Raw genomic sequence first — 19,032 nt, forward strand, 5'->3', positions numbered from 1 at the left:
CTCAGTACACGTACTCCATCAGTTCGACGCCGAGCACGCGGAAGGCGTCGTGCGCACGCAGGCGGTGGGCGATCGAGAGGTCGTCGAAGTTCACGATCAGCGCGTACGAGATTCCGGCGCGGGGTCCGCCGAGCACCCCCGCCTCGGCGCGGACACCCGGGGCACGTCCGGTCTTGTTGATGAACAGCAGCCCGTGCTGGTCGTTCTCGTGCGCGAAAGGATCGAGGCCGGTGGCGGATGCCACGAGCGACAGGTCGTGGTTCAGACTCAGCCACTCCGCGACCTGCGCGCTGACCTGCGGCGAGACGATCGTGGAGTTCACGAGCCCCGCGAACACCTGCGCCATCTCGCGAGCCGTCGACAGTGCCAGGTGGGGGGCGTCGTCGGGGCCGCGGTCGTCGCGGAAACGGTCGAGCAGGGCCGTGCGGCGAAGCCCCAGCTGCTCGACGCGCGCCCGCACCGATTGCAGGCCCACCCGGTGCAGCAGGGCGTTGACGGCGAGGGCGTCGCCGGAGGAAGCCGCGAGCACCGCCACGTCGGCGAGGGGCAGTGCCGGGGCCTTCAGGTGCTGCCAGACCCCGCCGTGAGCGGCGCCGTGGACGGTCGCCCGATCGATGATCTCGAGCGGGTCGAGACGGCCGGACTCGAACGACGCCGCGGCCTCGATGAGCAGCGGAACGACACCGAGGCCGCCGACGGGAAGGGTGACGAAGTCGTCGCCCGCCAGCACCTCCGTCGAGCCCCCGTCGAGGTCGTCGATGCGCACCGACACCTTGGCGCCCGACGAGGCGAGCTCGTCGAGGGAGCGGAGGGTCGCCGTGAACGACCGACGACCCGCGGCGGCGCGACGCGGCAGGCGTTTCGGCCCCTTCCGTCCGGCTCCGCGGAGGGCCGGGGCGTCGCGACGAGACGACTCCACCGGCCCGCCGACGGGGTCGGGCGGGGCGGACTCGGGAACCGGGGGCATGCCCACGAGCGTGGCTCCTTCCGCGTCAGAAGAGCAACAAACAGGACCTCACCAAATGGTGACGCGCTGGTCGGCGTCGAGCCAGAGGGCATCGCCCTCGGTCACCTCGAACGCGTCGTAGAACGCGTCGATGTTACGCACGATCTGGTTGCAACGGAACTCGTTCGGCGAGTGCGGGTCGATCGTGAGCAGGCGGATGGTCTCGGCATCCCGACCCTTCTGCTGCCAGATCTGCGCCCAGCTGAGCAGCAACCGCTGGATTCCGGTGTACCCGTCCACGACCGGTCCGTTCGGATCGGTCTCACCCTGGCTCTCGAGGAACAAGCGGTACGCGGCGATCGCGATGCCGAGCCCTCCGAGATCGCCGATGTTCTCGCCGATGGTGAGGGCGCCGTTGACGTGGTGCTCCTCGCTCAGCCCCTGGGGGACGAGCGCTTCGTACTGGGCGATCAGGGCCTTGGTGCGCTCCTCGAACGCCGAGCGATCGGCATCCGTCCACCAGTCGCGAAGCGACCCGTCGGCGTCGAAACGGCTGCCCTGATCGTCGAAGCCGTGCCCGATCTCGTGTCCGATGACCGCGCCGATCCCGCCGTAGTTGGCGGCGGCGTCACGGTCGGCGTCGAAGAAGGGGTACTGCAGGATGGCCGCGGGGAACACGATCTCGTTCATGAGCGGGTTGTAGTACGCGTTGACCGTCTGCGGGGTCATGTACCACTCGTCACGGTCGATCGGCTGGCCGACCTTGGCGAGCTGACGGTCGTGCTCCCACACGTGCGCCCGGCGGACGTTGCCCACGAGGTCGTCGGCGGTGATCTCGAGCTCGGAGTAGTCCTTCCAGCGAACCGGGTAACCGATCTTCGGCACGAAGGTGTCGAGCTTGGCGAGGGCGCGCTCGCGCGTCTCGTCGGTCATCCACGACAGGCTCTGGATCGAGCGGCGGTACGCCTCGATGAGGTTGGCGACGAGTCCGTCCATCGCGTCCTTCGCCGCGGGCTGGAAGTGGCGCTCGACGTAGACCTTTCCGATCGCCTCGCCCAGCGCCGCTTCGACGAGGCTGACGCCGCGCTTCCAGCGCTCGCGGTTGACGGGGACGCCGGTGAGCTGCGTGCCGTAGAACGCGAAGTTCTCGGCGACGAAGGCCTCGGAGAGGAAGGCGGCCGCCGCGTGCACGACCTTGAATCGCAGCCAGGCCTTCCAGTCGTCGAGGCGCTCCTCGACGAGCAGGGCGCCGAGCGACTCGATGAAGCTCGGCTGATAGACGACGACCTCGGCGAGCGCCTCGTCGTGCCCCGGGGCGACCCCCGCGCGCCACGGCTCGAGGTCGATCCCCGAGAGGGCGAGGGTGTCGTCCCATGTCTTCAAGTTGTAGGTCTTCACCGAGTCGCGGCTGTCTTCGCGCGACCAGTGGTGCGCGGCGATGTCGGTCTCGAGGGCGAAAGTGCGATCGGCGGATGCCGCGGCCTCGGCGACTCCGGCGAGCTCCAGGATCCGCTCGATGTGCGCACGGTAGGCGGTCCGCGTCTCTTCGAAGTTGTCGAGACGGTAGTAGCTCTCGTCGGGCAGCGAGATGCCGCCCTGGTAGACGACGGGCACGTAGCGGGTCGGGTCGCCCGGATCGGGCTCGACGAAGAGCGTCAGCAGGCCGCTGATCCCGTCGCGCTCGAGCTCGCCGATGAGCCGGAGCAGGGAGGGGATGTCGGCGACACCGTCGACACGATCGAGCTGCGCGGCGAGCGGCTCGCGACCGGCGGCCTCGATGCGGTCGGTGTCCATGAAGCTCGCGAACAGGTCGCCGATCTTGCGGGCTTCGCTGCCCGACTCGGCATCCTGCGACTCCTGGACGATGGTGCGCACGTCCGCCTCGGCCTGCTCGGCGATGAGGTGGAACGAGCCCCAACGGGCTTTGTCGTCGGGGATCTCGGTGCGCTCGAGCCAGCTTCCGTTCACGTGGCGGAACAGGTCGTCCTGGGGGCGGATCTCGTCGCTGAGCTCGTCGAGCGCGAGACCGGAGCGGGGGGTGTCGGTCATGGAGACAGGATATGTGTCCGATATCCATGCGGGCTCGAAACGGCCCGAGCCCCTCGCGGGTGCGCCGCCGCGGCGGTGTCGGAGGCCCGCCCTAGGCTCGGACCGTGACGACCCCGCAGCCCGCGACGCTGAACCGCTCGATCCTGCGGCTCGCCCTGCCCCCCCGCCCTGGGCGCGCTCGTCGCGGAGCCGCTGTTCCTCATCGTCGACGCGGCGATGGTGGGCCACCTGGGTGTCGCTCCCCTCGCGGGCCTCGGGATCGCCGGGGCCGTGCTGCAGACGATCGTCGGGCTCATGGTGTTCCTGGCGTATTCGACGACGCCCGCGGTCGCGCGGCGCTACGGTGCGGGCGAGTACGGCCGGGCCGTGCGCGTCGGGATCGACGGCATGTGGCTCGCGCTCTGCCTGGGTGCCCTCCTGGCCGCAGCCGGCTCTCTCGCGACCCCCGGGATCGTCGACCTCTTCGGCGCCGCGCCCGATGTCGCCGAGAACGCGCGCACCTATCTCGCGATCTCGATGTGGGGTCTGCCCGCCATGCTCGTGGTGTTCGCCGCCACCGGCCTGTTGCGCGGCATGCAGAACACGGTCACTCCGCTCTGGATCGCCGGCCTCGGCTTCGGCGCCAACGCGCTGCTCAACGCGCTGTTCATCTACGGCTTCGGATGGGGCATCGCGGGTTCGGCGATCGGCACGGTCGTGGCGCAGTGGGGAATGGTCGGCGCCTACGTGCTCGTCGCGCGGCGACTGGCGCAGGTGCACACGGCATCCCTCGGGTTCCAGCGCGAGAGCCTCGGCAGCACCGTCCGCTCGGGCGGGTGGCTCTTCCTGCGCACGGTCAGCCTGCGCGCGGCGTTCCTGGCCACGGTCGCCGTGGCGACGGGGCTCGGCTCGGCCGAGCTCGCCGGATGGCAGATCGCCTTCACCATCTTCTCGACGGCGGCGTTCGCCCTCGACGCCCTCGCGATCGCGGCCCAAGCGCTGATCGGCAGCTCCCTGGGCGCCGGCGACACCGATGCGGTCGGTCGGGTGCTCTCGCGCACGAGCGCCTGGGGCATCTGGTCCGGCGTCGCGGTGGGGGCGGTGCTCGCCGCCGCCTCGGGCGTCATCGGCCTGATCTTCACGGGCGATGCCGAGATCGCCGCGCTCATCCAACCGGCGCTGCTGGTGCTCGCCGTCGCACAGCCCCTGGCCGGGTTCGTCTTCGTGCTCGACGGCGTGCTGATCGGGGCCGGCGATGCACGTTACCTCGCTCTGGCGGGGCTGTTGAACCTCGTGCCCTACGCGCCGGCGCTCGTGCTGGTGGCGCTGTTCGCCGGCGGTGGGGCCGTCGGTCTGGCGTGGCTGGCGGCGGCGTTCTTCGGCGTCTACATGGTGGCGCGGGCGCTCACCCTCGGACTGCGGGTGCGCGGGCGGCGCTGGATGACGGCGGGCGCCTGACGTCCTGTGGTCGGCACCGGTCTCGACGAAGCGCGGGGCGGGACGCCGGTGGGCGCCCCGCCCCCGGGAATCACGTGTACCAGGTGGGGACCGGCACCTGGTAGAGCAGCACGTACTCGCCGACCTCGCGCTTCTTGTAGGCAATGGGGTCGTGCAGGCTGTGCGTGCGGAGGTTGCGCCAGAAGATGTCGAGGCCGACGGCGTTCGACGTCGCGCGAGCCCCGGTGAGCTCGTAGACCTTCGAGGCCACTTCGAGACCGTCGTCGACGATCCGCAGCTTTCCGGCGGCGATGCGCACCGCGATCTCTCCGCGACGGTGCTCGGTCAGCTCCTCGCGCGGAGCGTGCAGGACGGCGCTGATCTCGGCGCCCACCGCGTCGAGCAGCGCTTCATCGGCCCACAGCTTCGACTGCAGCGTCCCGTACCCCTCGAGCAGGTACCACTCGTCGGTCGCGCGCTGCTTGTCGTCTCCGCCGTACGGCCACGGCCGGGTGCGGTCGCGCGTGTACGCCGCGGCGGTCTCGTGGGCTCCCTGTGCGATGCCGAGGTAGAAGTTCGCGAAGACGAGCTGGATGGCCGGCACGTTGAGGGTGTTGTAGACGAGCGGCTGGAACTGCTTGTCGACGAAGCCCGCGGCATCCGCCCACGGCACCCGGACGTCGCGGATCTCGACCGACCCCGACTCGGTGAGGCGCTGGCCGAGGTTGTCCCAGTCGCCGGCGAAGACGATGCCCTCCTGCGCGGTGGGGACGATGGCGAAGATATGGGTGTCTGTGCCTTCGAGCACGCCCTCGAGCACCGTCAGGTCGGAGACTCGGCCGCCGGTCGAGAACGACTTGTGCCCCGAGAAGATCAGATCGCCGCCGTCTTCGCGGATGACGAGGTCGGAGTCGCGCGGGTTGACCGCCCCGCCGAAGAGGAAGGCGTTCGAGGTGTACAGCGCCTCGACCGCGGCGATCTGGGCGTCGGTCGCCACGAGCCGAGCCGCCCACGCCCACAGGTAGTGGTAGCCGAGCAGCTGGCCGATCGAGCCGTCGCCGCGGGCCACCGCGCGGATGACCTTGTACGCCGTTTCCCACGTCTCGCCGGCGCCGCCGTGCTCGCGGGGGCCGAGCAGCGTGACCAGGCCCGATGCCTTGAGGAGCGCGACCTCGGTGAACGGGGGTTGATTCGCCCGATCGCGCTCGACCGCGTCGGCGGCGAAGATGTCGGCCACCTCGCGGGCGCGCGCGATCCAGCCGGCGCTATCGTGTGGAGCGGGTGCGTCCCGCCAGCGGTCCGCCAGGTCCGTCGTCGCTGAATCCGTGGTCGTCATGGTCATTCCTTCCAGGAGTGTGATTCGGTGTCGCGTCCTTCACCGGCTGCCACCGGCGAAGGGCAGGCTGCGCGACTCGCGGCGGGGCGCTTCCTCCTCCCCGCGGGTCTTGCAACCGGGTGCCGTCAGTAAACAACCGTCGCGCCGCCCAGCGGCAGCGCGTTACCGACAAAGACCCCGCGTTTCACACGGTGGCGTCACGAAGGCGCAGCTCACGCCCAGCGGCGGCACCACTCGTACATGATCACGGCGGCGGCCGACGCGGCGTTGATCGAGCGCGTAGAACCGTACTGGGTGATCTCGACCACGCCGGTGGCCGCCTCGATCGCCTCGGGCGACAGCCCGGGCCCCTCCTGACCGAACAGCAGGACGCACGCTTCGGGGAGCTCGGCCCGGTCGACCGGCACCGACCCCTCGACGTTGTCGACGGCGATCACCGGGAGTCCCGCCTCGCGCGCCCAGGCGGTGAAGGCGGCGACGTCTTCGTGGTGACGGACGTGCTGGTAGCGATCGGTGACCATGGCGCCGCGACGGTTCCAGCGGCGCTTGCCCACGATGTGCACCTCGGTCGCGAGGAACGCATTGGCGCTGCGCACGATGGAGCCGATGTTGAGGTCGTGCTGCCAGTTCTCGATCGCGACGTGGAACGGATGCCGCTTGTCGTCGAGGTCGGCCACGATCGCGTCCATGCTCCAGTAGCGGTAGACGTCGACGACGTTGCGCGTGTCGCCGTTCTCGAGCAGCTCGCGGTCGTAACGCGGGTCGTCGGGCCAGGCGTCCGGGCCGCCGGGCCAGGGACCGACGCCGTGCGCGGGTGCCGCTGCGACGTCGTCCGACCGCGGCGCCGGATCGTCGGCATGCGCGGATCGGGGCTCGGCGGCGTCGGTCGGCGCCGGCGCGGTCTCGTCGGCTTGCGTCACGTCCTCAGGCTACCCGCGCGCTGCGCGCCGCCCCGCGGTGGGCGCCCTCCCCCGCGGACAGGCCGCCCACCGCGACGCACTCGCCCGCCGCGGGTCGAGGGCACAGGCGCGAGGCCGCGCGTCGTACCGGCCGCGTCCGGGGCCGCCTCGCGCCCGGCGTGTGATCGCCGCACCCGTCGTCGCCACTTTTCGGTCGCCCGAAATATTGGTACGGTTTCGGGATGCCGAAAAATATGGATGCCGTGGATCGCCGCCACACATCCGGGCGCGCACTCTGGCTGCTCGGACCGGCCATGGTCGCCGGCGTGGCCTACCTCGATCCGGGCAACGTCGCGAGCAACATGACCGCGGGCGCGACCTTCGGCTACCTGCTCGTCTGGGTCGTGATGCTCGGCAATGTCATGGCCTGGTTGATCCAGTACCTCTCCGCGAAGCTCGGCATCGTCACGGGCGAGAGCCTCCCCCAAGCGCTCGGGCACCGCATCCGCCGACCCTGGGCGCGTCGTGCGTACTGGCTGCAGGCGGAACTCGTCGCGATGGCCACCGATGTCGCCGAGGTCATCGGCGGTGCCGTCGCTCTGCATCTGCTCTTCGGCATCCCCCTGGTGTGGGGAGGCGCGATCACGGGGGTCATCTCGATGTGCCTCCTGCTCGTGCAGACACGGCGCGGAGCACGGGCCTTCGAGACGGTGCTCATCGGGCTGCTGCTGATCATCGCCGTCGGCTTCACCTTCGGGCTGTTCTTCGCCCCGCCCGAGCCCGCCGGGGTCATCGCGGGTCTCGTTCCGCGGTTCGAGGGCAGTACCTCCGTCCTGCTGGCCGCCTCGATCCTGGGCGCGACCATCATGCCGCACGCGATCTACGCGCACTCCGCCCTCGCCCGCGATCGCTTCGCACCCGCGGGGGCCGATCCGGCCGCGAGCGGCGACGGCACCCACCGGCTCGCCGACGCGACCGCCCAGACCCGCGCCGATGCCCTCGCCGAAGCCCGAGGCATCTCGACCCCGCGCCTGCTGCGAGCGACCCGGTGGGACGTCACGATCGCCCTCGCCGTCGCCGGTACCGTCAACCTCGCGATCCTGCTGCTCGCCGCCGCGAACCTCGCCGGGGTCGAGGGCACGGACAGCCTCGAAGGCGCGTACGCGGCTCTGCGCGCGGGACTGGGCCCGCTCGTGGCCACCCTGTTCGCGGTGGGCCTGCTCGCCAGCGGTCTCGCCTCGACCTCGGTCGGCGCCTACGCCGGCGCCGAGATCATGCAGGGGCTCCTGCACGCGCGCATCCCCCTGCTCGCCCGCCGGCTCGTCACTCTCGTCCCCGCGCTGGTGATCCTCGCCCTCGGCGTCGACCCCACCCTCGCGCTCGTGCTCAGCCAGGTCGTGCTGTCGTTCGGCATCCCGTTCGCACTCGTCCCGCTCGTGGCCCTGACCCGTCGACGCGATGTGCTCGGCGACTATCGCAACCGCGCGGCGACCACGGCGGCCGGGGTGCTGGCATCCGTGTTCCTCATCGCCCTCAACGCCCTGCTCCTGTGGTTGGTCTTCACCGGCGGTTAGGCTGACGCTGTGGAATCGCCCGTGGCCGACGACTATCTCAAGGCGATCTACCACCACACCGAGTGGCAGGACAGCCCGATCACGCCCTCGCAGCTCGCGAGCGTGCTGGGCCTGGCCCCCTCGAGCGTGACAGAGATGGTCAAGAAGCTCGCCGCGCAGGGTCTGGTCACACATCGGCCGTACGGACCGGTGTCGCTGACCCCCGCGGGCGGACTCCGCGCAGCGGGCGTGATCCGCCGGCACCGCCTCATCGAGACCTGGCTCGTACGCGAGTTCGACTACTCGTGGGACGAGGTGCACGACGAAGCCGAGGTGCTCGAGCACTCCCTGAGCGACCGCCTGCTCGAGGGGATCGACGAGCGACTCGGCCGCCCGCGTTTCGATCCCCACGGAGACGCGATCCCGGATGCCGACGGCTCGGTGCACCGCGAGCCCTTCGTGCTCCTCGCCGAGGCGTCGGCCGGACACGCCGGACGCGTTCTTCGCGTGAGCGACCGCGACCCCGAACTGTTGCGGGCGCTCGTCGAGAACGGCATCGACGTCGGGCACGAGCTCGAAGTGCTCAGCGACGACGTCGTGCGCGCGGACGGCGTCGAGGTGACGCTGCCGGCCGGCGCGGGCAGTTCGGTCTGGCTCACGCGCTGAGAGCCGGGGTCTCGCCCGGCGTGCGCCGCAGACATCTCGCGCGAGCCGCGGCAGGTGCACGGGAGGGGATCCGGCGAGAAGAGGACCCGAGCGAGGTTCTCCCTCGATGCTCCTCCGCTCAGCGGTGGCCCAGGGCCGGGTTCAGGATGCCGCGCGCCGAGCCCGATCGAAGGGCCAGCGCACGTGCGTCGCCGTCTCGCACGCGCGCCACAGGTCGGCACCGAGCTCGCTGCCCCGCGTCCGGCGAGCCGGGGTCGCCACGCGCGGGGCTCCGCGGGCGACGAGCGCCGGTCCGTACATCGCGCCGCCCTCGGCGTACGGGTCGACGAGAGCGCGGACGAGGGCCCAGGCGCCCTGCTCCTTGGACTGGGTGATCGGCGCCTGCAGGTTGTCGAGGAAGCGCGTGAGCCGACTCGGCTCGTTGACGCCGCGAACGCCGCGCGTGCGGCCGCTCGTCGAGTAGCCGGGGTGGGCCACGAGGCTCTGGATCGGAACGCCGTGGGCGAGGAGCCTCTTCTGCGCCTCGAGGGCCAACGCGGTCGTCGCGGCCTTCGACTGCACGTAGGCGCGCCACGGCGAGTAGCCCTCGCGCAGCTCGGGATCGGTGGGTACGTGCCGCCAGAGCGACGTCGACATGCTGCCCACCCAGACCATGCGGCCGCGGGCAGCGGCGAGGGGTTTGAGCAGCTCGCCGGCCAGGGCGAAGTGGCCCAGCACGTTCGTGGCGAAGACGAGCTCGTGGCCGCCGGCGGTTTGGCGATCCTTGGGCGGGTGGACGATGCCGGCGTTCAGAAGGAGCCCGTCGAGCCGCCCGCGCGCGCGGGCCGTGGCGGCCGCGGCCCGCACCGAGCCCATGTTGCTGGTGTCGAGCAGAAGCGTCTCGATACTGGCATCCGGAGTCGAACGCTTGATGGCCGCCTTGGCCGCGGACATCTTGTTGGGGTTTCGGCCGGTGAGCAGCACGTGGGCACCGGCGGCGGCGAGTTGCTCGCACGCGAAGAAGCCGAGCCCGCGAGTGGCGCCCGTGACGAGATAGGACCGCCCGGAGAGGTTCGGGAGGTTCTCGGGGTCCCATTCGGTTCGCGTCACCCTTCGACCCTAACGAGATCGGGCGCGTCCGTCACGGGTGCATTCCGCGAACGGAATACCCGCGGCGAGAAGTTTTTCGCGACGTCGCGTGACGAATCGCGCTCGGGGTGCGTCTCATCCGTGAGCAACCCGCTCCGTCGCGACGAGATCCCCTCGCCGCCGACGCCGAGACGACGAAGAGGAGTCACATCATGGGTCTCGACGACAAGATCAAGAACGCCGCCCAGGACATCGTGGGCAAGGCGAAGGAAGCGATCGGCAACGCCACCGACAACGACAAGCTCGCCGCCGAGGGCAAGGCCGACCAGGTCAAGGCCGACGCGAAGAAGGCCGGCGAAGACGTGAAGGACACCTTCAAGTAAGTCGGCATCCGCGGTCGGGCGGGCCACGACTTCCGGTCGGGCCCGCCCACGCTCGTCCGCGCAGCACCACCCCTGGGAGCGTGTCGGTGGCCGGGTCTAGGCTGGGCCCCATGCGGACCCGAGGCGATATCGAGTGCTGGCTGACCGACATGGACGGCGTTCTCGTCCACGAGAACACCCCCATCGCCGGGGCATCCGAACTGCTCGCCCAGTGGCGGGCCGAGGGCACCCCGTTCCTCGTGCTGACCAACAACTCCATCTACACCCCGCGTGATCTCAGTGCCCGACTCCGGGCGTCCGGTCTCGTCGTGCCCGAGTCCTCGATCTGGACCTCGGCTCTGGCCACCGCCGACTTCCTCCGGTCGCAGATGCCCGGCGGATCCGCCTTCGTCATCGGCGAGGCGGGGCTGACCACCGCCCTGCACGAGGCGGGCTTCATCATGACCGAGACCACGCCCGACTACGTCGTCGTGGGCGAGACCCGCAATTACTCCTTCGAAGCGATCACGAAGGCGATCCGCTTCATCCGCGGGGGCGCCCGCTTCATCGCCACGAACCCGGATGCCACGGGCCCCTCTACCGAGGGCGTGCTGCCCGCGACCGGAGCCATCGCAGCACTCATCACCAAGGCCACGGGCAAGGAGCCGTACATCGTCGGCAAGCCGAACCCGATGATGTTCCGCTCGGCCCTCAACCGCATCGGTGCGCACAGCGAGAACACCGGCATGATCGGCGACCGTATGGACACCGACATCGTGGCCGGCATCGAAGCCGGGCTGCACACCGTGCTCGTCATGACCGGCATCAGCGACCAGCGAGAGATCGAGCGCTACCCCTTCCGCCCCGACGAGATTCTCGGCTCGGTCGCCGAGCTCGTGCGCCAGGAGCCCCTCGAGTCCGACCTCGCCGACGGCGAGGAAGGCCTCGAAGCGGGTCTCTGACCCCGACGAGGAGACACCATGGACGACCGTACGCTCTGGCTCATTGTCGCCTTCTTCATCACGGCGGGAACGCTCGTGGCCTTCATCGTGCAGTGGCGCCGTCCGCGTCGCGGCGGCGGCGGGCGGCGAGACCCGTTCGACGGGCCGGGCGACGGGTCGGCCTGAGGCGGGTCGGCCTGAGGCGGGCCGGGCTGAGACGGGCCGAGCTGAGACGGGTCCCGGCGCGGGGCGCGCCGACGCGATCGGCTGCTGCGCTCTGGCCGGGCGCCGGGGTGCCGGCATCCGCCATCTCCGTCACCAGAACAGGAGACGCCACCAAAACAGGACGAAACCCCACGAAACGCCCTGTCCTCGTCGCACCACCCTGTCCTCGTAACGGCGCGGCGACGCCCCGACGCACCCCGGCGGCTGCACCCCGGCCGGGCGCCCAGGGGCCGGCATCCGCCACCCCAGTCACCAAAACAGGAGACGCCGCCAGAACAGGACGAAACCCCACGAAACGGCCTGTTCTCGTCGCACCACCCTGTTCTCGAAACAGCGCGGCGACACACCGACGCACCCCGGCGGCTGCACCCCGGCCGGGCGCCCAGGGACCGGCATCCACCACCCCGTCACCAAAACAGGGGATGCCACCAAAACAGGACGAAACCCCACGAAACGCCCTGTTCTCGTCGCACCACCCTGTTCTCGTAACAGCGCGGCGACGCCCCGACGCACCGGCCGAGGGTCCGGCGGAGCGGGACTGCTTACTGCGGGGCGAGGCCCAGGTCGTCGAGGTCGATGGATCCCAGCCACTGCAGGCCCTCGGCCTCGATCGCTGCCTGCGCTCCGGTCTTGCGGTCGACGATGACGGCGACAGCGACGACCTCGGCACCAGCGCGGCGCAACGCCTCGACGGCCTTGAGGGCGGACTGGCCGGTGGTCGAGGTGTCTTCGACGACGACGACGCGCTTGCCCTCGACATCGGCGCCCTCGATCTGGCGACCGCGGCCGTGGTCCTTGGGCTCTTTGCGCACGACGAACGCGTCGAGCGGGGTTCCGGCGTGCACCGACTCGTGCATGACGGCGTTGGCGATGGGGTCGGCGCCGAGCGTGAGGCCGCCGACGGCGACGACGCCGTCGAGGTCCTTCACGAGGTCCAGCACCAGACGGCCGATCGCGGGGGCGGCGCGGTGGTCGAGGGTGAGCTTGCGCATATCGACGTAGTACGTCGCCTTCTTGCCGCTCGAGAGGGTGAAGTCGCCGTGGAACACCGCCTCGTCCTTGATGAGGCCGATGAGGGCCTGACGGTCGGCTTCGAGCTCGGGCGTGGAGGCGGTGGTCACGGCGTCGATTCTATTGCCCTGCCCCGCCGCGGACCGGGCCGCTGCCGGGCGCGGGTCTGCGGCATCCGTCGTGCGGAGATTTCCCCCGACACTCCGCCCCTGCTGCGGCGACGCCGGCGCGCCGCCCGCGCACTCCGCACGACGGCCCACCAACCGACCCGGCACGCCGCCCGCACACTCCGCACGACGGTCCTTCAACCGCTCCGGCGCGCCGCCCGCCGTCCCGCGGAGTTCGACCCCGGCACGCCGCCCCATCGGCGACCCGAACGGAATGTCGGCCACCGGCTCCGCGCGACGGGCCGCGACCGCCTCGCGCGCACGGCGATGTCGGCGCACGAAAGTAGGCTGGATGCCATGCGCCTGGCCACCTGGAACGTCAACTCCATCCGTGCCCGCGTCACCCGCACCGTCGAGTTCTGCGTGCGCGAGCACATCGACGTGCTGGCGATGCAGGAGATCAAGTGCAAGACGGAGCAGTTCCCGTACGCCGCCTTCGAGGAGGCCGGTTATTACGTCGCCGCGCACGGGCTGAACCAGTGGAACGGCGTCGCGATCGCGAGCCGTGAGCCTCTCGAGGACGTCGAGATCGGCTTCCCCGGCATGCCCGGGTTCGAGAAGGGCAAAGAGGGGCCCGACCTCCCGCAGGAGGCCCGCGCGATCGGCGCCACCGTCAACGGCGTCCGCGTGTGGAGCCTGTACGTGCCCAACGGCCGCGGGCTCGACGACCCGCACTTCACCTACAAGCTCGACTGGCTCGACAAGCTGCGGCAGTACACGGCCGATACCCTCGCGGCCGACCCCGACCTGCCCCTCGCGCTGACCGGTGACTTCAACATCGCCCCGACCGACGACGACAACGGCGACCCGACGATCGTGCAGGGTGCGAGCACGCACGTCTCGCCGGTCGAACGGGCGGCCTTCGCCGCGTTCGAGACAGCGGGGCTCACCGACGTGGTGCGACCGCTCATCCCCACCGGCTATACCTACTGGGACTACAAGCAGCTGCGCTTCCCGCGCAACGAGGGTCTGCGCATCGACTTCATCCTCGGCTCGCGCGCCTTCGCCGACGCCGTCCACGGCGCCGAGATCCATCGCAACGAACGCAAGGGCGAGGTCCCCAGCGACCACGTCCCCGTCGTCGCCGACCTCGAGCTGTCGGACGCCGACGACGATGACGACCTGCCGATGATCTTCGGCTGAACGCCGAGGTCGCGGCATCCGGAGGCATCCACCCGTGCAGGTGTGTCGATCGGCGTGCCCGCGAGGCACCGGACTCGAACCCACGGCAACAGATTCGGAGCTCAGGCGCCGGATGACCGGCGTCCGTTGCATCCACCCGATTCTGCGGGACCGCCGCGGGAACCGATCCCGCCGCGAACGCATGGCGCGCGAAGAGTGCACCCCGCAACGCACGACGGCGGGGCCGGAGCGAACCCCGACCCCGCCGTGCGGGAGCGTCAGACCGAGGGGACCTCGGCGGGAGCGGTGCGCTGGACCAGCGTCACCAGCGCCTCGATGATCGAGCGGAGGAACGCGGCGGTCCCCTCGTCGGTGACGGTGCCGTCCTCTTCGAACAGGCCGGGGGTCGACTGGATGTACCCCTCGGGCTGACCGAGGACCAGGGCGTTGTAGTGCAGGAGCACCGCGCGCAGGTGCTGCTGACCGGCGGCGGTGGCGATACCGCCCTGCGAGGTGCCGATGACGGCGGTGGGCTTGTCGTTGAACGACGCCTCGCCGTAGGGGCGCGCCGACCAGTCGAGCGCGTTCTTGAGCACACCCGGGATCGAGCGGCTGTACTCGGGGGTGACGATGAACACGCCGTCGGCGTCCTCGATCGCCTTCTTGAACTCCGTCGCGACCTCCGGGAAGTTCCCGTCGTAGTCGGGCGAGTAGAATGGCAGATCCTTGATCGGGATCTCCTTCAGGGTCACGCCCTCGGGGGCGACCTTCTCGAGTGCCTTCGCCAGACGGCGGTTGATCGAGGTGCTGGAGATGCTGCCGACGATGTAGCCGATCGTGTAGTCGGTCACGATGATCCTCTTTCTGGACGACGGGGGCGCCGAGCGCCCTGATTCATTCACGTGCAAGCATCACGGTCGAACCTGTATTCCCCCTCCTCTTGACTCCGCCGTGCGGGGGATGCAGGTGTCGCAGGTCGCCTCTAGCGTGGAGGGATGCCACGGATCACGCGCGCGCAACAGCGGAACGACATCGTGCTCGCGGTCGTGCTGCTGCTCGGCGGGTTGCTCAGCGCGGTGTTGTCGTCGGTGTCGGGCCTCTACGGCGACAAGCAGGCCTCGCTCGCCCTCGCGGTGGGCTACGTGTTCGTGCTCGCCGCCCCCATCGCGTTGCGTCGGCGCTGGCCGTCGGTGGTGGCCGTGATCGTATCGTTCGCGTACTTCCTCGCCGTGACCCTCCGCATCCCCGAGATCTACGCCGGGAACATCGCCATGTTCATCGCGCTGTACACGGTCGGCGCGTGGGAGACGAGCCGCCGCCGCGCGACGATCGTGCGCGTCGCCATCATCGTGGGGATGTTCGCCTGGTTGTTCGTGGTGATGTTCCAAGACGCCACGCAACCGGTGGAGGGGATCACCGGAGGCGCGTTCTCGCGCGCCGGCGCCTTCTCGCCGTTCGTCGCCTACCAACTGCTGATGATCGGGATCAACGCCCTCTTCTTCGGGGGTGCCTACTACTTCGGCGACCGTTCGCACCAGCAGATGCGAGAGCGCGCGGCCCTCGAGGAACGCACCGCCGAGCTCGAGACCGAGCGCGAGGTGACCGCGGCGCAGGCCGTCGCCCTCGACCGCGTTCGTATCGCGCGCGAACTGCACGACGTCGTCGCCCACCACGTCTCGCTCATGGGGGTCCAGGCGGGGGTCGCCCGGTCGCTCCTGACGCGTGACCCCGACGCCGCTCGCGAAACCCTGGCGAGCGTCGAGAGCTCCGCGCGCGCCTCGCTGCACGAGCTGCGCCAGCTTCTCGAGACCCTGCGCACGCCCGACGGCGACGCCGCCCCCCAGACCGCGCCCACCACTCACGGGCTGACTTCGATCCAGGCCCTCGTCGACGACGCCCACCGCCGCGGGGCTCCCCTCGACCTTCACCGTCGTGGGCGATCCCGCGTGCGATCCCCCTCCCCTCGTGCAGGTGAACCTGTACCGCATCGCGCAGGAGGCGCTGACGAACGCGCGCCGCCACGCGGGGCCGGATGCCAGCGCAGACGTGCGCCTGAGGTTCGAGACGGATGCCGTCGAGCTCGAGATCTCGAACACAGGACGCCGCGGTTCGTCGACGCCGGGGCTCGGACAGCTCGGCATGCGCGAGCGCGCGGCCGTCTCGGGCGGGACGATCGAGATCGGGCCGCGCTCGCGCGGCGGCTACCTCGTGCGCGTGCGCGTGCCCCTCACGCCGGCGGGGGTGGCACATGTCTGAGGTGCGCGTGCTGCTGGTCGACGACCACGCCATGATGCGCGCCGGCTTCCGCACGATCTTGTCGCTCGAGCCCGACATCGAGGTCGTGGGCGAGGCGGCATCCGGGCTCGAGGCACTCGCGGCGGCGGCGCGCCTGCGGCCCGACGTGATCTGCATGGATGTGCAGATGCCCGGCATGGACGGCCTCGAAGCCACTCGCCAGCTGACCGCCGACCCCGCCTCCGACGCGGCGGTGCTCATCGTCACGACCTTCGATCGCGACGACTACCTCTTCTCGGCCTTGGCCGCCGGGGCCAGCGGGTTCCTGCTCAAGAACGCCGGCCCGGAAGAGCTCGTCTCGGCGGTGCGCATCGTCGGGGCCGGAGACGCGCTGCTCGCACCCGAGGTCACGCGCCGGGTCATCGAGCGCTTCGCCTCACAGGGTGCCGAGGTGCCGGTATCCGCTTCCTCCGAGACGATCGAGCCGCTGCGTCTGACCGAGCCTCTCACCGAGCGCGAGAGCGAAGTGCTGCGGCTGGTGGCCGAGGCGCTCAGCAACGCCGAGATCGCCGCGCGCCTGTTCATCGGCGAGGCGACGGTCAAGACGCACGTGTCGAACCTGTTGCAGAAGCTCGGCGCGCGCGACCGCGTGCAGGCCGTGGTGCTGGCCCACCGGCACGGTCTGGCCTGACGGCGGCGCGGGCGCCAGCCGGGCCGGGGCCGGTCGGGTTGGGTGCCGTGCCCGAACCGCCGCGCCCGCCGAACCGCCGCGCCCGCCGGGCCGGGCGGTGATCGCCGGCACCGCGGGTCATCTCGGCGATCGAGGGTGATCAGGGCGCCTCGCCGCAGCCCCGCGGTGGAGGGGCCCTCCCCCGTGCGGCGGACACGCAGAACCGTCCCGGGGCGGAGGCGACGCGGCATCCGGATCCCTAGCGTGGGAGACATCGAGAAGAAGGGATGCATCGTGCTCCATCTGGACGGCATCACCAAGAGCTACGGCGGACGCCGCGTGCTCGACGGGGTGGGCTTCGACGTCGCCCCCGGGCGCCTCACGGGTTTCGTCGGCGGCAACGGCGCGGGAAAGACCACGACGATGCGCATCGCTCTGGGCGTGCTCGGCAAGGATGCCGGCGCCGTCGAGCTGAACGGCGCCCCGGTCACCGCCTCCGACCGCCGTCGCTTCGGGTACATGCCCGAGGAGCGCGGGCTGTACCCCAAGATGAAGGTGGCCGAGCACATCGCCTACCTCGCGAGGCTCCACGGCTTCGGCAAGACCGAGGCGAATGCCAAAGCCACGGCCCTGCTCGAGCGCCTCGGACTCGGCGAGCGCCTGGGCGACCTCATCGAAACGCTCTCGCTCGGCAACCAGCAGCGCGCACAGATCGCGGCCTCGCTCGTTCACGAGCCCGAGGTGCTGATCCTCGACGAGCCCTTCTCGGGTCTCGATCCGCTGGCGGTCGACGTGGTCGCCGGCGTCCTGCAGCAGAAGGCCGCCGAGGGCGCGGCCGTGCTGTTCTCCTCCCACCAGCTCGACGTGGTCGAGCGTCTCTGCGACGACCTCGTCATCATCGCCGACGGCACGATCCGGGCGGCGGGAAGCCGCGAGGGCCTCCGCGCCGAGCACGCGACCCACCGGTACGAGCTGGTCTCGCGCGGTGACACCGGGTGGCTGCGCGACGAGCCCGGGGTGCGCGTGATCGATTTCGACGGCGGCTACGCCCTCTTCGACGCCGACGACGACCTCGTCGCCCAGCGGGTTCTGCGCGAAGCCGTCGGACGCGGCGACGTCGCCAGCTTCTCCCCCCAGCGGCCCACCCTGGCCGAGATCTTCAAGGAGGTCATCCAGTGAGCACCGTGACCACCGCGCAGGCACCGGCCCGAAAGGCCGCACCGCACCGCGCGCCCGGCGAGGTGCAGAGCATCTGGCTGGTCGCCGAGCGGGAGATCGGCTCGAAGCTGCGCAGCAAGGCATTCGTCATCTCCACCGCGATCCTCATCGTCGCCGCCCTCGCGTCGGTGCTCTGGGGCGGTTTCACCGCTTCGAACGCCAGCGGCAGCGGCATCCCCGTCGCCGTCACCTCGCAGACGCAGGGCGATGTGTCGGGCCTCGACGGACTCGAGGTGACGGTTGCCGACAGCGACGACGCCGCCCGCGCTCTCGTGGCGGACGGGACGGTGGATGCCGCCCTGGTCCCGGGCTCGTCGGACTCGGCGTTCGACTTCACCGTCGTGGTGAAGGACAGCGTCCCCTCGACCCTGTTGCAGATGCTGAGCGACACCCCGCCGGTCGACCGGCTCGAGCCCGGCTCGACCGCCGCCGACGTGCTGCGGTACTTCATCGCGCTGGCCTTCGGCCTCGTCTTCCTCATCGCCGCGACGACCTTCGGGGGCACCATCGCGCAGAGCGTCGTCGAAGAGAAGCAGACGCGCGTGGTCGAGATCCTCATCTCGGCGATTCCGGTGCGGGCGCTCCTGGCGGGCAAGGTGCTCGGCAACACGATCCTCGCGATGGCGCAGATCGTGCTGCTCGCCGCCGTCGCGGTCGTGGGACTGGCCGTCACCGGCCAAGCGGGGGTGCTCGACGCCCTCGGCGCCCCGATCGCGTGGTTCGCGATCTTCTTCCTCTTCGGCTTCGTGCTGCTGGCGGCGCTGTTCGCCGCGGCCGCAGCGATGGTCTCGCGGCAGGAGGACATCGGAGCGACGACCACCCCGATCACGATGCTGATCATGGCGCCGTATTTCCTGGTGATCTTCTTCAACGACAACCCCGTCGTGTTGACGATCATGTCGTACGTGCCGTTCTCGGCTCCGGTGGGGATGCCGCTGCGGATGTACCTCGGCGACGCGCAGTGGTGGGAACCCGTGCTCTCGCTCCTCGTGCTGCTCGCCTCGTGCGTGCTCGCGATCGGCGTCGCCGCCCGCATCTACCGCAACTCGCTGCTGCGCATGGGGGCACGCGTCAAGCTCGGCGAGGCTCTGCGGGGCTGACCGGTTCGGGTCCGGTCAGCCGGGCGGGGGTTGCCGTGGCCACGGTGA

At 70.7% G+C, this 19,032-nt stretch carries 17 protein-coding genes and 2 pseudogenes; 12 read left to right on the forward strand and 7 right to left on the reverse strand.

Going from position 1 to position 19,032, the window contains the following annotated elements; translation table 11 throughout:
- Window position 1 precedes the first annotated feature (1 nt).
- On the reverse strand, window positions 2–967 hold the full coding sequence (locus QE454_RS05130; RefSeq protein WP_267788546.1) for a serine hydrolase: 966 nt from the start codon (window positions 965–967) through the stop codon (window positions 2–4).
- A 48-nt stretch (window positions 968–1,015) separates the two neighbouring features.
- Entirely contained in the window at window positions 1,016–2,995 is a 1,980-nt protein-coding gene (locus QE454_RS05135) for a M13-type metalloendopeptidase (RefSeq protein WP_309668546.1), read from the reverse strand.
- Between the two features lie 104 nt (window positions 2,996–3,099).
- Here QE454_RS05135 and QE454_RS05140 point away from each other — a divergent pair.
- Window positions 3,100–4,432 (forward strand): annotated as a pseudogene (locus tag QE454_RS05140) (MATE family efflux transporter).
- A gap of 70 nt (window positions 4,433–4,502) precedes the next feature.
- On the opposite strand, the gene QE454_RS05145 reads toward QE454_RS05140, so the two are convergent.
- Together QE454_RS05145 and QE454_RS05150 are read right to left on the reverse strand one after the other, a co-directional pair.
- A complete protein-coding gene (locus QE454_RS05145) occupies window positions 4,503–5,747 on the reverse strand; it encodes an acyl-CoA dehydrogenase family protein (RefSeq protein ID WP_307457371.1) in 1,245 nt (414 codons plus the stop codon).
- Between the two features lie 212 nt (window positions 5,748–5,959).
- Window positions 5,960–6,667, reverse strand: a complete 708-nt coding sequence (locus QE454_RS05150) for an RNA methyltransferase (protein ID WP_307457367.1) — start codon at window positions 6,665–6,667, stop codon at window positions 5,960–5,962.
- 221 nt (window positions 6,668–6,888) lie between these two features.
- Here QE454_RS05150 and QE454_RS05155 point away from each other — a divergent pair, with 221 nt between their 5' ends.
- Together QE454_RS05155 and QE454_RS05160 are read left to right on the forward strand one after the other, a co-directional pair.
- Complete coding sequence (locus QE454_RS05155) at window positions 6,889–8,220, forward strand: Nramp family divalent metal transporter (protein ID WP_307457364.1); 1,332 nt, start codon at window positions 6,889–6,891, stop codon at window positions 8,218–8,220.
- A 9-nt stretch (window positions 8,221–8,229) separates the two neighbouring features.
- A complete protein-coding gene (locus QE454_RS05160; RefSeq protein ID WP_210075836.1) occupies window positions 8,230–8,865 on the forward strand; it encodes a metal-dependent transcriptional regulator in 636 nt (211 codons plus the stop codon).
- Window positions 8,866–9,006: 141 nt separating this feature from the next.
- Here QE454_RS05160 and QE454_RS05165 read toward each other — a convergent pair whose 3' ends face one another.
- A complete protein-coding gene (locus QE454_RS05165) occupies window positions 9,007–9,954 on the reverse strand; it encodes an SDR family NAD(P)-dependent oxidoreductase (protein WP_307457359.1) in 948 nt (315 codons plus the stop codon).
- A 191-nt stretch (window positions 9,955–10,145) separates the two neighbouring features.
- Here QE454_RS05165 and QE454_RS05170 point away from each other — a divergent pair, with 191 nt between their 5' ends.
- From QE454_RS05170 to QE454_RS05180, 3 genes are all read left to right on the forward strand, one after another.
- On the forward strand, window positions 10,146–10,316 hold the full coding sequence (locus QE454_RS05170) for a CsbD family protein (protein WP_210075832.1): 171 nt from the start codon (window positions 10,146–10,148) through the stop codon (window positions 10,314–10,316).
- 110 nt (window positions 10,317–10,426) lie between these two features.
- Window positions 10,427–11,257: an HAD-IIA family hydrolase gene (locus QE454_RS05175; RefSeq protein WP_210075830.1), complete on the forward strand. Its 831-nt coding sequence runs from the start codon at window positions 10,427–10,429 to the stop codon at window positions 11,255–11,257.
- Window positions 11,258–11,275: 18 nt separating this feature from the next.
- Window positions 11,276–11,422 carry a hypothetical protein gene (locus tag QE454_RS05180; protein ID WP_307457353.1) on the forward strand — a complete coding sequence of 49 codons (147 nt, stop codon included), beginning with the start codon at window positions 11,276–11,278 and terminating at the stop codon, window positions 11,420–11,422.
- A gap of 581 nt (window positions 11,423–12,003) precedes the next feature.
- Here the strand turns inward: QE454_RS05180 and pyrE are convergent.
- The gene (gene pyrE / locus QE454_RS05185) at window positions 12,004–12,582 is read right to left on the reverse strand and encodes an orotate phosphoribosyltransferase (RefSeq protein WP_210076888.1); all 579 of its coding nucleotides are present in this window, start codon (window positions 12,580–12,582) and stop codon (window positions 12,004–12,006) included.
- 354 nt (window positions 12,583–12,936) lie between these two features.
- On the opposite strand from pyrE, the gene QE454_RS05190 reads away from it, so the two are divergent.
- Window positions 12,937–13,782: an exodeoxyribonuclease III gene (locus tag QE454_RS05190; protein ID WP_307457351.1), complete on the forward strand. Its 846-nt coding sequence runs from the start codon at window positions 12,937–12,939 to the stop codon at window positions 13,780–13,782.
- 257 nt (window positions 13,783–14,039) lie between these two features.
- Here QE454_RS05190 and QE454_RS05195 read toward each other — a convergent pair whose 3' ends face one another.
- On the reverse strand, window positions 14,040–14,612 hold the full coding sequence (locus QE454_RS05195) for an NADPH-dependent FMN reductase (protein WP_210076882.1): 573 nt from the start codon (window positions 14,610–14,612) through the stop codon (window positions 14,040–14,042).
- Between the two features lie 831 nt (window positions 14,613–15,443).
- On the opposite strand from QE454_RS05195, the pseudogene QE454_RS17240 reads away from it, so the two are divergent.
- The 5 genes and pseudogenes from QE454_RS17240 to QE454_RS05215 all read left to right on the forward strand — a co-directional run.
- A pseudogene (locus QE454_RS17240) lies at window positions 15,444–15,524 on the forward strand (hypothetical protein); the annotation flags it as partial.
- A 208-nt stretch (window positions 15,525–15,732) separates the two neighbouring features.
- Window positions 15,733–16,017, forward strand: coding sequence for an ATP-binding protein (locus tag QE454_RS17245; RefSeq protein WP_396652981.1), 285 nt, complete (start codon window positions 15,733–15,735; stop codon window positions 16,015–16,017).
- Window positions 16,010–16,687: a response regulator transcription factor gene (locus QE454_RS05205; RefSeq protein WP_307457347.1), complete on the forward strand. Its 678-nt coding sequence runs from the start codon at window positions 16,010–16,012 to the stop codon at window positions 16,685–16,687. Before QE454_RS17245 ends, QE454_RS05205 begins: the two co-directional genes overlap by 8 nt.
- Window positions 16,688–16,960: 273 nt before the next feature.
- Complete coding sequence (locus QE454_RS05210; protein WP_307461158.1) at window positions 16,961–17,845, forward strand: ABC transporter ATP-binding protein; 885 nt, start codon at window positions 16,961–16,963, stop codon at window positions 17,843–17,845.
- A gap of 5 nt (window positions 17,846–17,850) precedes the next feature.
- A complete protein-coding gene (locus QE454_RS05215; protein ID WP_307461153.1) occupies window positions 17,851–18,984 on the forward strand; it encodes an ABC transporter permease in 1,134 nt (377 codons plus the stop codon).
- The last annotated feature ends 48 nt before the right edge of the window (window positions 18,985–19,032 follow it).

Source organism: Microbacterium sp. SORGH_AS_0454 (genome assembly GCF_031453395.1).
Taxonomy (GTDB): Bacteria; Actinomycetota; Actinomycetes; order Actinomycetales; family Microbacteriaceae; genus Microbacterium.

Excerpts from the sequence above, each read along its gene's own strand:
- QE454_RS05130 (WP_267788546.1), bottom strand. The coding sequence starts at position 967 with ATGCCCCCGGTTCCCGAGTCCGCCCCGCCCGACCCCGTCGGCGGGCCG.
- QE454_RS05170 (WP_210075832.1), top strand. The coding sequence starts at position 10,146 with ATGGGTCTCGACGACAAGATCAAGAACGCCGCCCAGGACATCGTGGGC.
- QE454_RS05190 (WP_307457351.1), top strand. The coding sequence starts at position 12,937 with ATGCGCCTGGCCACCTGGAACGTCAACTCCATCCGTGCCCGCGTCACC.
- QE454_RS05145 (WP_307457371.1), bottom strand. The coding sequence starts at position 5,747 with ATGACGACCACGGATTCAGCGACGACGGACCTGGCGGACCGCTGGCGG.
- QE454_RS05135 (WP_309668546.1), bottom strand. The coding sequence starts at position 2,995 with ATGACCGACACCCCCCGCTCCGGTCTCGCGCTCGACGAGCTCAGCGAC.
- QE454_RS05175 (WP_210075830.1), top strand. The coding sequence starts at position 10,427 with ATGCGGACCCGAGGCGATATCGAGTGCTGGCTGACCGACATGGACGGC.
- QE454_RS05205 (WP_307457347.1), top strand. The coding sequence starts at position 16,010 with ATGTCTGAGGTGCGCGTGCTGCTGGTCGACGACCACGCCATGATGCGC.
- QE454_RS05180 (WP_307457353.1), top strand. The coding sequence starts at position 11,276 with ATGGACGACCGTACGCTCTGGCTCATTGTCGCCTTCTTCATCACGGCG.
- QE454_RS05155 (WP_307457364.1), top strand. The coding sequence starts at position 6,889 with ATGCCGAAAAATATGGATGCCGTGGATCGCCGCCACACATCCGGGCGC.